General features: G+C 41.2%; 8 protein-coding genes, 3 tRNA genes, 2 rRNA genes and 1 riboswitch. Of the genes, 10 read left to right on the top strand and 3 right to left on the bottom strand.

The annotated features are described in order from the left end of the window. Positions 1–264: 264 nt before the first annotated feature. From VRHSUH09_RS02740 to VRHSUH09_RS02720, 5 genes are all read left to right on the top strand, one after another. Positions 265–3,200 (top strand): 23S ribosomal RNA (locus VRHSUH09_RS02740). A 76-nt stretch (positions 3,201–3,276) separates the two neighbouring features. Next, positions 3,277–3,393: ribosomal RNA gene (gene rrf / locus VRHSUH09_RS02735) — 5S ribosomal RNA — on the top strand. 1,103 nt (positions 3,394–4,496) lie between these two features. Then, a tRNA-Trp gene (locus VRHSUH09_RS02730) sits at positions 4,497–4,572 on the top strand. A gap of 112 nt (positions 4,573–4,684) precedes the next feature. Further along, a tRNA-Arg gene (locus VRHSUH09_RS02725) sits at positions 4,685–4,761 on the top strand. A gap of 248 nt (positions 4,762–5,009) precedes the next feature. Then, positions 5,010–6,128 carry an IS256-like element ISVesp1 family transposase gene (locus tag VRHSUH09_RS02720; RefSeq protein WP_105081111.1) on the top strand — a complete coding sequence of 373 codons (1,119 nt, stop codon included), beginning with the start codon at positions 5,010–5,012 and terminating at the stop codon, positions 6,126–6,128. Positions 6,129–6,271: 143 nt separating this feature from the next. Here VRHSUH09_RS02720 and VRHSUH09_RS02715 read toward each other — a convergent pair whose 3' ends face one another. Genes VRHSUH09_RS02715 through VRHSUH09_RS02705 form a run of 3 tightly spaced genes read right to left on the bottom strand, consistent with a single transcriptional unit; the run spans position 6,272 to position 7,311 of the window. Then, positions 6,272–6,715 (bottom strand): hypothetical protein, encoded by a 444-nt coding sequence (locus VRHSUH09_RS02715; protein ID WP_105081306.1) that lies wholly within the window; start codon positions 6,713–6,715, stop codon positions 6,272–6,274. Next, positions 6,715–7,020, bottom strand: a complete 306-nt coding sequence (locus VRHSUH09_RS02710) for a TM2 domain-containing protein (protein WP_054748828.1) — start codon at positions 7,018–7,020, stop codon at positions 6,715–6,717. The genes VRHSUH09_RS02715 and VRHSUH09_RS02710 overlap by 1 nt, the downstream gene beginning before the upstream one ends. A 15-nt stretch (positions 7,021–7,035) precedes the next feature. Next, positions 7,036–7,311, bottom strand: a complete 276-nt coding sequence (locus VRHSUH09_RS02705) for a helix-turn-helix domain-containing protein (protein ID WP_054748815.1) — start codon at positions 7,309–7,311, stop codon at positions 7,036–7,038. A 142-nt stretch (positions 7,312–7,453) separates the two neighbouring features. Continuing rightward, a riboswitch (cobalamin riboswitch) is annotated at positions 7,454–7,625 on the top strand. 405 nt (positions 7,626–8,030) lie between these two features. On the opposite strand from VRHSUH09_RS02705, the gene VRHSUH09_RS02700 reads away from it, so the two are divergent. From VRHSUH09_RS02700 to VRHSUH09_RS02680, 5 genes are all read left to right on the top strand, one after another. Further along, positions 8,031–8,115: transfer RNA gene (locus VRHSUH09_RS02700), tRNA-Leu, on the top strand. Positions 8,116–8,347: 232 nt separating this feature from the next. After that, the gene (mfd, locus tag VRHSUH09_RS02695; RefSeq protein ID WP_105081305.1) at positions 8,348–11,644 is read left to right on the top strand and encodes a transcription-repair coupling factor; all 3,297 of its coding nucleotides are present in this window, start codon (positions 8,348–8,350) and stop codon (positions 11,642–11,644) included. Then, on the top strand, positions 11,641–13,248 hold the full coding sequence (locus VRHSUH09_RS02690) for a putative polysaccharide biosynthesis protein (RefSeq protein WP_105081304.1): 1,608 nt from the start codon (positions 11,641–11,643) through the stop codon (positions 13,246–13,248). The genes mfd and VRHSUH09_RS02690 overlap by 4 nt, the downstream gene beginning before the upstream one ends. Then, complete coding sequence (gene mazG / locus VRHSUH09_RS02685) at positions 13,232–14,014, top strand: nucleoside triphosphate pyrophosphohydrolase (protein ID WP_105081303.1); 783 nt, start codon at positions 13,232–13,234, stop codon at positions 14,012–14,014. Before VRHSUH09_RS02690 ends, mazG begins: the two co-directional genes overlap by 17 nt. A 52-nt stretch (positions 14,015–14,066) precedes the next feature. Then, on the top strand, positions 14,067–14,366 hold the full coding sequence (locus VRHSUH09_RS02680) for a non-specific DNA-binding protein Hbs (RefSeq protein WP_009351071.1): 300 nt from the start codon (positions 14,067–14,069) through the stop codon (positions 14,364–14,366). Positions 14,367–14,408 lie beyond the last annotated feature (42 nt).

The following is a 14,408-nucleotide window of genomic DNA, read 5'->3' as shown; positions in this document are numbered from 1 at the left end:
AAGGTCATCTCTTAGAATTTCTAAGTAGGTTGACCCGAGCACATAGGAAATAATTCTCTGACTTAATGGTGACGTACATGTAAAATGTACGGCTACAAAATAAACGACAATGTATCTAATGCATGTCTAAAAATCGTAATGATTTTCACCAGAATTTGATGGATATCGAGGCGTACCAGTGAAGCGAAACCGCCGCGTATTTGTATACGCAAGGTGAGCTGAACGCAGTACAACGAAGATAGCCGCAAATTATGGTGTAAAATAAGTAAAGATTTTAAGGGCGTACGGTGGATGCCTTGGCGATATCAGCCGAAGAAGGACGCGGTAAGCTGCGATAAGCTACGGAGAGATGCAAGCAATCTTTGACCCGTAGATTTCCGAATGGGGGAACCCGGCAGTGGTTATGCACTGTCACCCATAGCTTAGACTATGAGGAGGGCACCTGGGGAACTGAAACATCTAATTACCCAGAGGAAAAGTAATCAAACGAGATTTTCTTAGTAGCGGCGAGCGAACGGGAAAGAGGCCAAACCGGAGCGGGCAACCGCACCGGGGTTGAGGACAGTCATCAAGTGTAAATGAGGTAGAAGAATCGAGCTGGAAAGCTCAGCCGAAGAAGGTGAAAGCCCTGTAATCGAAACCTTGCATACATGGGACTGTATCCAGAGTACCACGAGACACGTGAAACCTTGTGGGAAGCAGGGGGGACCACCCTCCAAGCCAAAATACTGATATCGACCGATAGCGCATAGTACCGTGAGGGAAAGGTGAAAAGAACCCCTGGCGGGGAGTGAAAGAGAACCTGAAACCGTATGTCTACAAACAGTCGAAGTCTGTATATATATCAGGACGACGGCGTGCCTATTGAAGAATGAACCGACGAGTTACTGTTGCTAGCGAGGTTAAGTGGAAAACATGGAGCCGCAGCGAAAGCGAGTCTGAACAGGGCGTTCAGTTAGTAATAGTAGACCCGAAACCGTAGTGATCTATCCATGGCCAGGTTGAAGCACAGGTAAAATTGTGTGGAGGACCGAACTCGTGAGCGTTGAAAAGCTTTGGGATGAGTTGTGGATAGGGGTGAAATGCCAATCGAACACGGAGATAGCTGGTTCTCCCCGAAATAGCTTTAGGGCTAGCCTCGAGGTTGAGAGTATAGGCGGTAGAGCACTGATCGGGCTAGGGGCCATACCGGTTACCGAACCTAGTCAAACTACGAATGGCTATACTTATACTCGGGAGTCAGACAGTGAATGATAAGGTCCATTGTCAAGAGGGAAACAGCCCAGAACACCGACTAAGGTCCCAAATGTTACACTAAGTGGCGAAGGATGTGGAGTTTCCAAAACAACCAGGATGTTGGCTTAGAAGCAGCCACCATTTAAAGAGTGCGTAATAGCTCACTGGTCGAGAGACTCTGCGCCGAAGATGTCCGGGGCTAAAGTGTAAAACCGAAGTCGTGTCATATGCAGCAATGTATATGGGTAGGGGAGCGTTCTCATCGGGCTGAAGCAGTACCGTAAGGAGTTGTGGACTGATGAGAAGTGAGAATGTCGGTATGAGTAGCGAAAAGAATGGTGAGAATCCATTCCACCGAAAGCCTAAGGGTTCCTGAGCAACGATCGTCGTCTCAGGGTAAGTCGGGACCTAAGCCGAGGCGGAAAAGCGTAGGCGATGGACAACAGGTTGAAATTCCTGTACCGGTGTGAATCGTTTGATCGATGGAGTGACACAGTAAGGTAGGTCAGCACGCGATTGGAAGTGCGTGTTTAAGCAGGTAGGTTGAGCTATAGGCAAATCCGTAGCTCTAAAAGCTGAGATGTGATGACGAGTTACTAGCAATAGTAACGAAGTGATTGATCCTACACTGTCGAGAAAAGCTTCTAGGTAGAGACACATCGCCCGTACCAAAACCGACACAGGTAGGCGGGGAGAGAATCCTAAGGTGCGCGGGAAAACCCTCGTTAAGGAACTCGGCAAAATGCCTCCGTAACTTCGGGAAAAGGAGGACTCATGTAGTGTGAAGAGCAGCAACGCATGGAGCATGAATGAGTGGCACAAGAGAGGCGCAAGCGACTGTTTACCACAAACACAGGTGCCTGCTAAAGCGAAAGCTGACGTATAGGTGCTGACACCTGCCCGGTGCTGGAAGGTTAAGAGGAGGGGTTAGACTTCGGTCGAAGCTCTGAATTGAAGCCCCAGTAAACGGCGGCCGTAACTATAACGGTCCTAAGGTAGCGAAATTCCTTGTCGGGTAAGTTCCGACCCGCACGAAAGGTGTAACGACTTGCGCACTGTCTCAACGAGGGACCCGGTGAAATTGAAGTACCTGTGAAGATGCAGGTTACCCGCGACTGGACAGAAAGACCCCATGGAGCTTTACTGCAACCTAAGATTGAACTTAGTTAATGAATGTACAGGATAGGTGGGAGACGTAGAATCTAGGACGCCAGTTTTAGAGGAGTCACTGTTGGGATACCACCCTTTCATTAATTGATTTCTAACGGGCCGAGTAACGACCGGCCGGACAGTCTTAGGCGGGCAGTTTGACTGGGGCGGTCGCCTCCTAAAGAGTAACGGAGGCGCCCAAAGGTTCCCTCAGAGCGGACGGAAATCGCTCGAAGAGTGTAAAGGCAGAAGGGAGCTTGACTGCGAGACGGACAGGTCGAGCAGGGACGAAAGTCGGGCTTAGTGATCCGGTGGTGCCGAGTGGAAGGGCCATCGCTCAACGGATAAAAGCTACCCTGGGGATAACAGGCTAATCTCTCCCAAGAGTCCATATCGACGGGGAGGTTTGGCACCTCGATGTCGGCTCATCACATCCTGGGGCTGAAGTAGGTCCCAAGGGTTCGGCTGTTCGCCGATTAAAGTGGTACGTGAGCTGGGTTCAGAACGTCGTGAGACAGTTCGGTCCCTATCCATCGCGGGCGCAAGAAACTTGAAGGGGGCTGCTCCTAGTACGAGAGGACCGGAGTGGACGAACCGCTGGTGTACCAATTATCCTGCCAAGGGTACAGTTGGGTAGCTACGTTCGGGACGGATAAACGCTGAAAGCATCTAAGCGTGAAACCAGCCTTGAGATGAGGGTTTCTCATAGCATAAGCTAGTAAGATCCCATGTAGACGACATGGTTGATAGGCCAGGTGTGGAAGAGCCGTGAGGTTTGGAGCTGACTGGTACTAATAGATCGAGGGCTTTACTTAAATAAAAACATTAAGCAGAAATGTGCAACAAATATATATACTTCTATGTGGTTTTCAGAGTACAAACTCTGACAGATTCAGTGGCGATGGCTATGAGGATCCACCTGTTCCCATCTCGAACACAGTAGTTAAGCTCATAAACGCCGAAAGTACTTGGCTGGAGACGGCCTGGGAGGATAGGAAGCCGCTGATTGATTAAAAGAAAAAGGTCTACCTAAAGGTAGGCCTTTTTCTTTTAGCTAGTCTTCGACTAGCTAACCCTGCTAGAGCCGTCTCCAGCCAAGGTTGTACGAGTATTATCTATGGATAGTAATCTATACGACGGCGTGGGAAACCTAGGGCAATAGGGCGTAAAGGAGCGCAGCGACGCATACGTCCATTGCATCAGGTTCGACGAAGCCCTATAGTTAAGTCTGTACATTGGGATAATGTATTATATGTTGCCATGGGCGAGTGTGATAGGAAGCCGCGACTAGTGGTAGGAGGCAAACTAAATGAACACGGTAACGCGGCACAACGTGCCAATGTTACCGAACCGTAAATCAGTTGAGTTACTTTAAGTTATGTAATATTCATGATATCCAATCGATACCTCAGTGCATGGCACCTACGGTATCGTACATTAAATATAATTGAGTTAGTATATAGATCGTCGCAGCATATTCATTCTTCATGTTTTTATAATCAAACCTTCTTATTAATAGTTATTATGTAATTAATTTTACTTTAATTTTAGATTTTAATAACCAATATCTATTACATATTCTATTCATGCATAAGGCTATCACTAATTTATATACATTCTTATAGAACCTAGTAAATACAGGCTTTTTAATTATATTTCTTATAATTTGTTATGTACCAAAATTTACTCGTTTCACTTATATCTCATAAAACTTTCACTATGTTTTCACGTAGTATCTTTATACTATCTATAGTTGATTGAGATCAACTAAGGAAATGGAGGTCTACTACTAATAACTTTTACCTGTCCCTTTTACAAATAATACAAACAACACAACACAAAACAATACAACACATAAAACAACACTTAAATACACAACAATACTCTCCCTGTGTATAAACAAAACAATACATATACAAAACTCTCTAATTATATATACTATCTCCCGTATATATAAAGGTAAAAGTTAGGTAGACATAAGAGCCCTTGAAAGAGGGCTCTTTTTCCTTTTAAATTCACTATTATTTCATCATTTAAAAGCCCTTTCTTTCTTGACATTAGACCTAATATTTGTTAAACTAATCAAGTATCAAGCAAGGCTTGATGAACATAGGGGTATAGCTCAATTGGTAGAGTAGCGGTCTCCAAAACCGTTGGTTGTGGGTTCAAGTCCTACTGCCCCTGCCAAATTTGGATTGCGGTCTTCGGACCGCATGTCCATAAAATTACTCAAAAAATATTAATAAAATGCTTGCATAGATGTAAACGTTGTGTTAATATAAGTGAGTACCAAGTACATGACTCAGTAGCTCAGCTGGATAGAGCGTTTGACTACGAATCAAAAGGCCAGGGGTTCGAATCCCTTCTGGGTCACCAAATGAAAGCATCACAGCAATGTGGTGCTTTTTTATTTTATCTATTTCTAGGGTTATAGGACAAAAAGTGTTGCTGTTAATGCCGATGGAACTAGTTAAATACTAGCTCCATCGGCATTTTATCTTTTTGAGTAACTTTTACATATAGGACAAAAAGTGTTGCTAAAAAGTCGGAACCCCCTTGATTTTACTGACTCAAAAAAGGTTTTATCTTTCTAAAGAGATATATTTTTTAGAAGGAGTATAATTATGAAACTAGTCAGATGCCCTAATTGTGGTTTCGTCTGTAAGAGAAATGGTAAAACAAGTGCGGGTTCTCAACGTTGGTATTGTAATCAATGTTCTTGCTCATTCACAAATAAAGTGAATAAAACTAATAATAATTTACAGATATTTTTGGATTGGTTATTTGGTAAACACACACAGTTAGATATGGCTGGCGATGGACGTTCATTTCGTAGAAAAACATCACAGTTTTGGGAGCTTTGGCCATTACCACCAAAAGTTGAATCATCAAGTAGTGTGGTATTTGTTGATGGTATTTATTTAGCTAGAAATGCTTGTATTTTAATCTGTTGTAATGAGACGCATGTCTTAGGCTGGTATGTTTGTAGATATGAGCATTCTAAGGCTTGGGAGGCTTTATTACGACGTATTTCATCACCTATAGTAGTTATATCCGATGGTGGTACCGGCTTTCAAAAGGCATTAAAAAAAGTTTGGCCGAAAGCCAAACTACAAAGGTGCTTATTTCATGCATTTCAACAAGTAAAACGCTATACAACAATACGTCCTAAAACGATTGCTGGTTGTGAGTTATATGGAATTGCAAGGGATTTATTAACAATACACACGCAAGATCATGCTATGAAGTGGGTACAAAACGTTATGTCATGGAAAGTACGACATAGGGTATTCCTATCAGAAATAACAGTTGATGAAAATGGTACGATACGACCTAAACATGAACGACTTATAAAAGCAGAAAATTCCTTAGTTAAATTGATTAACAAAAGATGTTTATTTACTTACTTAGATGCATCGTTAACATGTACCTGCCCAGCTACTAATAATCGTATAGAAGGTGGTGTAAATGCTCAGTTACGCACTATGTTACGTAATCATAGAGGAATGTCTATTGAAAGACGAATAAAAGCGGTGTTCTGGTGGTGCTATATGCACTCACCAAACCCGCTTTCTAATGCAGAAATACTTAAGGTTATGCCGACCAACAAGAGTATTTCTGATATATATCATACCATACATGAACAATCTAGGTTAGAAGCTTCTATTCCGACTTGGGGTGATGCTATTGTTTGGAGTGATTTGCATAATTATGATTGCCTATTTACCAATCTTTGGGACTAAAATAGCAACACTTTTTGTCCTATAACCCTATTTCTATTAACTATATAATAAAAGGACTCTACATTCTTATGAGTAGAGTCCTTTGTTGTATGTAGATTTTTATACAGAAACTATAATAAACTAGAAATCCGTCTATCGTTTGCTTATTTAAGCTGACCAGCGGCAATAGCAAGGTCACGCCAATAGATGGCTTGCATATAACCATATGTATCTGGTTTTAAGGTAATTAATTTAGCTTTATTACGTTTTTCTTCACGTAATACTTTACCGGTACGAGCGTCAATAATATTACGTTGATCTTGAACCCATTGAATCGTATCGTTGTCTTGATCAAAGTAATAATGGTTAATATACTCTGTCATATAATATTGAGCTCCTTGATGACTATAGGTACGACCTATAATTTCAAAGTTATTACCTTCACCGGCAATAACTTTAACGCGTTGTTCAGCATAATAATTTTGGCCGTTCATACGATATAAATAGGCATAGCCTCGTGCGTTCTCTAAATCAGCAATATTAACTGCTTGAGAGGGGAGGATACCTAAGATAGTAAAAGCCGCCGCAATTAACAAAAATTTTTTCATTATTGCACCTCAGGATATAGCTTTTTAGCTTCTTCAATAGCTTCTTTAATGATAGCCTTATTACGATCTTTAACCATGCCTGGAATGCGGAATAAGTCGATTATCATCCAAATACCTAAGCCACCAGCTGTAAGCCAATAGATAATATTAATAAATGGTTTGTTTAAATAGAAATAATGTACGCCAAGGACGAACCAGAACAGGTAGGCCATACCTGTTTCTTTTTGACGCGCTTGAGCAGATAATACATAGTTTTTTTGCTGCTCTGTTAAGCCTTGTAAAAGTGCTAATACATCAGGTGTCATAAAATCTCCTTTATACTACTTTGCGTGTGGCTGATCAGACTCTGCCACAACATGTACAACTAATTCTTGATCAGAAGGAATCTGTGCCATGACCATAGGCATAGGTACATCCATAGCGGCTGCAATACCTTTGATTTGGCGCATTGCTACGGGCACTACAGTACCGTCGTCTTGTACATTTTTCTCTAATGCTTCAATTTCAGTGGTAGTTAAACCTGATTTATTTGCAAAGTCTTCAATGGATACTCCATTGGATTCGCGATATTGTTTAATGAAATCTCCGATATACATAGATTCCTCCTATTTATAGTTACTATTATATTGTAATTAAAAATATGATATATGGCAATAGATGAATAAAAGATGAAGTTAATAAAATTACAAAAATAAATTGACTTAATACGATAGCGGTGTTAATATTAACTCATAGAAAACATCATATTTGGGAATAGGTGCTGAAAAGCATAATAGAGAAGCTGGTTAAATGCCAGCACGGTCCCGCCACTGTATGGTCGAGCGAGTCTAAATTAAGTCACTGGGAAACTGGGAAGGCTAGATGAGCGATGAAGCCGAGTCAGGAGAACTGCCTATTCAACATTCACCATTTGACCTACGAGAGATAGGGAGGAGAAGTTAATAGCTCCTTTTTACGTACCCGTAAAAAGGATTTTTTAGTTCTATACGTTCTAAATATATTATTTTGATATTTAGATTATAGTTCTTACGACCTTAATGTCGTGCTATGGTCATGGTGGATTATACCTTTTGGTATTACCAGCATGACATATGTTATGACTGTTAATATATTTTATGGTAAATGTAGGGCATGCATTTATTCATCATCATCCTAAAAAAGAGGCTGACCCAGGATTCTAGTAGTTCGGATTCTGGGTCAGTCTCTTTTTATTTTAAGTCCCTTTTTATTTTATGAGATACATGAAATTTAAGTTAATTATAAAAAAATGATTGACGATGAATTCTATACATGATATTATTATTTCAGTTGAGACGCGGGAGTGGCGGAATTGGCAGACGCACCAGACTTAGGATCTGGCGCCTTACGGCGTGGGGGTTCAAGTCCCTTCTCCCGCACCAACTTTATTGCACCTTTAGAGGTGCTATTTTTTTTGCCTAAAATTAGGTGTTCAAAACGGATATAAAAATAACTATAAATATAACTATAAATATAACTATAAATATAATTGTTATCGCGTTTTTACTATTATATATAAAGCGGTCTAGAAGCTTAACTACTAGGTTATATGTTATAATAAATAAGTTAGAACTATTTAATTAATACAATCATAGTAATACTATATGGTGCAGTATGGATAATACATTAACTAAGCTGCTTTCACAGAACCCATCCTTTGTGGATGGGCTAAACGCATTTCAGCGGAATGGAAAGTCAGTTATATATGGTCTTAGTGGTTCTCAAAAGAGTTTCCTCTTAAACCAAGTATTTACTACAGGCCTTACAAAGCCTGTAGTTATCGTAGTCCATGATAAGGACCATAAAGAGATGTGGGAACGGGACTTAGCTTTTTTCATGCCTAATGTTCCAGTCCTCTCATTTCCTATCACAGATCATGTAGACTTTACGACTGTGGCTCGTAGCCTTGAAGACCAAGGTGCACAGATGCGAGCATTAGCCCTTCTTGCATGGCAGGAGCCAGCTGTGGTTATTGCTAATGCAGAGGAGGTTACACAATACGTTGTATCTCCACAATATTTAAAAGGACAATCGCTACATTTTGCTTTAAATGATACGATTGAGCGTGATACAGCGCTTGAACAACTTGTCACAATTGGATATGAACGGGTAGACCAGGTGGAACAACGTGGTCATTTTGCCGTGCGTGGCGATATTCTAGATATCTATCCTGTTAATAGCGACAATCCTATTCGTATAGAATTCTTTGGTGATGAAATCGATACCTTGCGGTTTTTCGCTGTAGAGAATCAGCGGTCTATTGAACAAATTGATTCTTATACGGTGACGCCTTTCTTCCTTGGTAAAAGCGATGCAGATAGTACCTTATTATCGTATGTAAAGGATGGTCTTCTCATTTACGATGAGCCAGGACGTATTCAAGAAGCGTTAAAGAAGTTCCTCAAGGAAGATTCTACACATCGTAAAAATCATTGTGACTGGAGTGAATTGCAGCGCACTGTAGAAGCGATGACTCAAGTGGCTTTTACATTTATGCAACAACGCTCTATTGGTCTTACTGGATTTAACCCTATTGGTATTCAAGGGAAGACGATGACGAGCTTTGAGCGTCAAATTCCTTTATTAACAGATGAAATTAAGCAATGGCATCGCCTAAATCATCAAGTTGTATTGGTATTAAATAACCAACAACGACGAGAAGGCATTGAACGAGCTCTTGAAGGAGAAAATATCGCCTTTATTCATAGTGAAGAATGGATTGCTAAGCCTAATACAGTTGTTATATTACAAGGTTTATTGACCGACGGCTTTGAATTACCAAATAGCCATTTAGTAGTTGTCGTAGAAGGCAATATTTACGGACAACAAAAGCGCAAGCTTCGCAATAAGCCTAAAAAGGGCCAAGAAATCAATTATTTTACGGATTTAACCCCTGGTGACTATGTTGTACATAGTATGCATGGTATCGGTAAGTATATTGGCCTTAAAACGATAGAAACGGAAGGCATTCATCGCGACTATATTGAAATCGCTTATGCAGGAACGGATAAACTGTTCTTACCTGCAAATAATTTAGATCAGTTACAAAAATACATCGGCAATGAAGGTGATGTGCCTCGTATTCATAAGATGGGCGGCCGTGACTGGGCTAAGGTTGTTACAAAGGCGAAAAAATCTATTGATGATTTGGCAGATAAGCTCGTTGAGATCTATGCACAACGAGAAATTACAGAAGGCTTTGCATTCTTGCCAGATCAACCATGGCAGCAAGAGTTTGAAGATGCATTCCCATATGAAGAGACGGAAGATCAATTACAAGCTACGGCGGAAATTAAAGAATCTATGGAGCGACCTGTTCCTATGGACCGATTGCTAGCTGGAGACGTAGGCTTTGGTAAAACAGAAGTAGCTATGAGGGCTATTTTTAAAGCTGTTATGAGTGGTAAGCAAGTTGCGGTGCTCGTACCAACTACCGTTTTGGCGCAACAACATTTCCAAACCTTCTTGAATCGCTTTGCCCCATTTGGCGTAAAGGTAGATGTACTTAATCGATTCCGCAGTACAGCTGAGAAGAAACAAGTTTTAAAAGGTGTAGAGAATGGCTCGATTGATGTTCTCATCGGTACCCATTCGCTACTTAACAAAAAGGTTGTATTTAAAGACTTGGGCATGCTCGTTGTAGACGAGGAGCAACGTTTTGGGGTAGCGCAAAAGGAAAAATGGAAAGAGTGGGCTAGTAGTATTGACGTGCTTACCTTGAGTGCTACACCAATTCCACGGACCTTACATATGTCGCTTGTAGGTGTTCGTGAAATGTCCGTCATCAACACGCCACCAGAAGAACGCTTACCTGTTCAGACCTATGTGGTGGAATATGACATGAATCTCGTTGCAGATGCGATTAAGCGCGAATTGGCACGGGGGGGACAAGTTTACTTTGTATATAATCGAGTGGCATCTATTAATCACATGGGTGAATTATTAGAAGCGGCGTTGCCAGGTTTGCGTTATGCTATTGCTCATGGTCAAATGACGGGCCGTCAAATTGAAGAAATTATGACCGATTTCTATGAAGGTCATTACGATGTATTATTGTCTACAAGTATCATCGAAACCGGTCTAGATATTCCGAACGCCAATACTATCATCATTTATGATGCGGATCGGTTAGGTTTATCTCAGCTATATCAAATGCGTGGACGCGTAGGGCGCTCTCGCAGACGGGCCTATGCATACTTTATGTATCGACCTGACAAAATGCTTTCAGAAGCAGCAGAAAAGCGCTTAAAAGCTATTGAAGAGTTCACGGAGCTAGGTGCTGGTTTCAAACTTGCTATGCGAGACTTAGAAATTCGTGGTGCAGGTAATCTATTGGGTTCACAGCAACATGGCAATATCGCATCTGTCGGCTTTGGCATGTACGTAAGTATGCTTGAAGAAGCGATTGCAAAGGCTCAAAATAAAGAGGTAGAGCGCGAGGTATCTATTGATCCAGCTATTGACTTAGAAGTAGATGCCTTTATCGATGATGAGTACATTAAAGATAGTGCTCGTAAGATTTCTGTATATCAACGGTTGTTACATATTAAATCAAAAGAACAACTAGATGACATGACAGATGAACTGATAGATCGTTTTGGTACGCCTACAGATCCGGTAGATAGATTATTGCGTATTGCTCAAATTAAAGAGCAAGCACGTCTGCTTGGTATTAAAAGTATCGTCCGTAGAGATAAACAGCTTACGATCCATTGGCATGATGACTCCAAAATGGCCGACTGGGATATGGGGGCTGTACGGGAAGATTTATGGAAAAAAATGAAGTTTGCAGATACCAAGCCAGCCACATTATATGTGAGCCTTAATGGCATGAAAGGTTCTATTTTGACCATTACGGAAGCGGTGATGAAGGCACTGAGCCACAAGTCATCGACTAAGGAGGGCCTATGAATCGATTTTTAAAGGGTGCCATGATTTTAACCTTAGCTGGTATTATCGTGAAGGTTATCGGTGCGTTTAGTAAAGTTCTTATCGCCCGTGTTCTTGGTGGTGAAGGCATTGGCCTATATATGATGGCTTATCCAATCTACCAAATTATCGTCAGCATCTCTGCGGCAGGCATTCCCGTAGCGATTTCTATTATGATTGCGGAAAAGCTCGCCAATGATGATATGCGAGGCGTACAACAAGTATTTTCTGTATCCTTAAGAGTACTCACTATTTTAGGTTTAGTATTTAGCTTGACCTTATATGGCAGCGCACAGTGGCTTGTAGATACTCAGATTATTACAGATCCACGAGCTCTCATAGCCATTCAGCTGTTATCGCCAGCTATCTTTGTAGTAACGATTCTAAGTTGCTTTAGAGGGTATTTCCAAGGCTTCCAATACATGGTGCCTACGGGGACGAGCCAAATCTTTGAACAAATTTTCCGCGTATCCTCTATGGTGGGCTTAGCTTACTACTTCATCGATAGAGGCTTACATTTAGCGGCTGGGGGCGCTACCTTTGCTACCTTCCCAGGTGTGTTAGCGGGTTTACTCGTATTAATTTTCTTTTACTATCGTCAACGACGGGTGCGCGAACAGATGCTTTCACAACAGAATCAAAATGCTATCTGTGAAAGTAACAGCGCTGTAGTGAAACGATTATTTAGTCTCGCTATACCAGTATCTATGGCGAATATCATGCTTCCTATGGTATCTCTCATCGATACATTCATAGTGCCGAAGCGTTTGATGGATATTGGGTATTACCTCAATGAAGCAACAACACAATTTGGCTACCTTACAGGGATGGCCACGTCACTCATTGGTTTACCTATTATTTTGACTACCTCTTTGGCGGCTAGTTTAGTACCGGCTGTATCTGAAGCTCATGCACAAGGTAATGTTAACCGTATTGTGCAGCGGGCAAGTACGGCTATTAAAATTGCCAATATGTTCACGATTCCCGCCTGTATTGGCCTTTGTGTACTAGCGACGCCTATTTCCCTGCTGATTTATGCAACGCCTAATGCAGGGCCTGTTATCGCCGTGATTAGCCTAAGTATTGTATTCTTAGGATGGCAGCAAATTACAGCGGGTATTCTGCAAGGTTTGGGGCGAACTGTAATTCCTATGGTAGCGATTTTCGTTGGTTTATTAGCGAAAACATTTTTGGATTATGAGCTGACAGGAACTGTTGAACTTGGTATCAATGGTGCTGCATGGGCCACAAACTTAAACTTCGCCATTGCTGCACTCATAAACTATCTATTTGTAAAGAAATATGTAGGTTCTGTGCTTAATAAACTTGAATTACTGAAAATTGCCGTATCTGCTATGGCCATGGGAGGCGCAACGCAAGTTATCTATGTGAGTACCGTAGAGTTATTAGGTAATGGTGGTGCTGTAGCTGCCGCTATTGTAGTAGCCGTATTTGTGTATGGACTATCTTTGTGGCTTACTAAGGCCGTTGTGAAGGATGATATGTATCATTTCCCAATCATTGGCAAGCGTTTACAAGCTCGTCGAGATAAGGAGGAAGCAAAGCTCTATGAAGAACAATACTAAGGAACCCGTATCTGTACAACCATTAGTGGATGTAGTAAAAGCCTTACGTGCGCCTAATGGGTGCCCTTGGGATCAAAAGCAAACGCATGAATCCTTACGGCGCTATTTCATTGAAGAAACCTATGAAGTAGTAGATGCTATTGATAATAAAGATATGCCCAACCTTCGTGAAGAATTAGGGGATGTATTATTACAAGTTGTCTTTCATAGTCAACTAGCAGAGGAAGCGGGTCATTTTACCTTACAAGATGTAATAAATGACGTTACTGAAAAAATGATCCGTCGTCATCCTCATGTTTTTAACCCTGAAAATGATGAAAAATCATACTCATGGGATGAATTAAAGGCAAAAGAAAAGAAAAATATTCAAAAATCTGTATTAGATGGTGTGTCTAAAGGTTTACCTGCTTTAGTGGCCGCTTATAAGCTTCAAGAAAAGGCTGCGAAGCTAGGTTTTGACTGGGACGAACTCGATCCGGTTTGGGCGAAAGTTTCCGAAGAAATGGGTGAATTCAAGGAGGCTATAGCACAAAATGATAGAGAAAATATGGAAAAAGAGGCAGGAGATGTGCTTTTTTCCTTGATTAATCTACTCAGATGGTATAAAATAAGCGGTGAAAATGCACTAAATCGCACAAACACAAAGTTCCGACAGCGTTTTTTACATGTAGAGGCTTGTGTTAACCAAAGCGATCGCTCATGGGAAGACTTTTCATTAGCTGAGCTGGATGCTTTTTGGGAGGAGGCTAAAGTGCAGGAAAAGTAGCCTAGAGGTTTTGCATACTTCTAAGGTATTGTATTTTTAAGGAGGTTCTGTCATGAACAAAACAGAATTAATCGCAAGTGTTGCACAAAAAACTGAATTAACAAAAAAAGACGCTGAGAAAGCGGTAAAAGCTGTATTTGACACAGTTGCTGAAGAATTAGCTGCTGGTGGTAAAGTACAAGTTATCGGCTTCGGTACTTTCGAAGTTCGTGAACGCGCTGCTCGTGAAGGCCGTAACCCACAAAACGGTAAAACTATCACAATCGCTGCTTCCAAATCCCCTGCATTCAAAGCTGGTAAAGGTTTGAAAGAGCAAGTTAACGCTACAAAAGCTAAAAAACGCAAAAAATAATCCATAAAGGATATGAAAGAGACCTTTCGAGGTCTCTTTTTT

The sequence above is a fragment of the Veillonella rogosae JCM 15642 genome (assembly GCF_002959775.1).
In the GTDB taxonomy this organism is placed as follows: Bacteria; Bacillota; Negativicutes; order Veillonellales; family Veillonellaceae; genus Veillonella; species Veillonella rogosae.
Note: the sequence above shows the minus strand (reverse complement) of the source record. Positions and strands in the feature narration are given on the sequence as shown.

Bases quoted from the DNA above. Each gene is read 5' to 3' on its own strand.
- mfd (WP_105081305.1), top strand. From the start codon at position 8,348: ATGGATAATACATTAACTAAGCTGCTTTCACAGAACCCATCCTTTGTG.
- mazG (WP_105081303.1), top strand. From the start codon at position 13,232: ATGAAGAACAATACTAAGGAACCCGTATCTGTACAACCATTAGTGGAT.
- VRHSUH09_RS02690 (WP_105081304.1), top strand. From the start codon at position 11,641: ATGAATCGATTTTTAAAGGGTGCCATGATTTTAACCTTAGCTGGTATT.
- VRHSUH09_RS02705 (WP_054748815.1), bottom strand. From the start codon at position 7,311: ATGTATATCGGAGATTTCATTAAACAATATCGCGAATCCAATGGAGTA.
- VRHSUH09_RS02720 (WP_105081111.1), top strand. From the start codon at position 5,010: ATGAAACTAGTCAGATGCCCTAATTGTGGTTTCGTCTGTAAGAGAAAT.
- VRHSUH09_RS02710 (WP_054748828.1), bottom strand. From the start codon at position 7,020: ATGACACCTGATGTATTAGCACTTTTACAAGGCTTAACAGAGCAGCAA.
- VRHSUH09_RS02680 (WP_009351071.1), top strand. From the start codon at position 14,067: ATGAACAAAACAGAATTAATCGCAAGTGTTGCACAAAAAACTGAATTA.
- VRHSUH09_RS02715 (WP_105081306.1), bottom strand. From the start codon at position 6,715: ATGAAAAAATTTTTGTTAATTGCGGCGGCTTTTACTATCTTAGGTATC.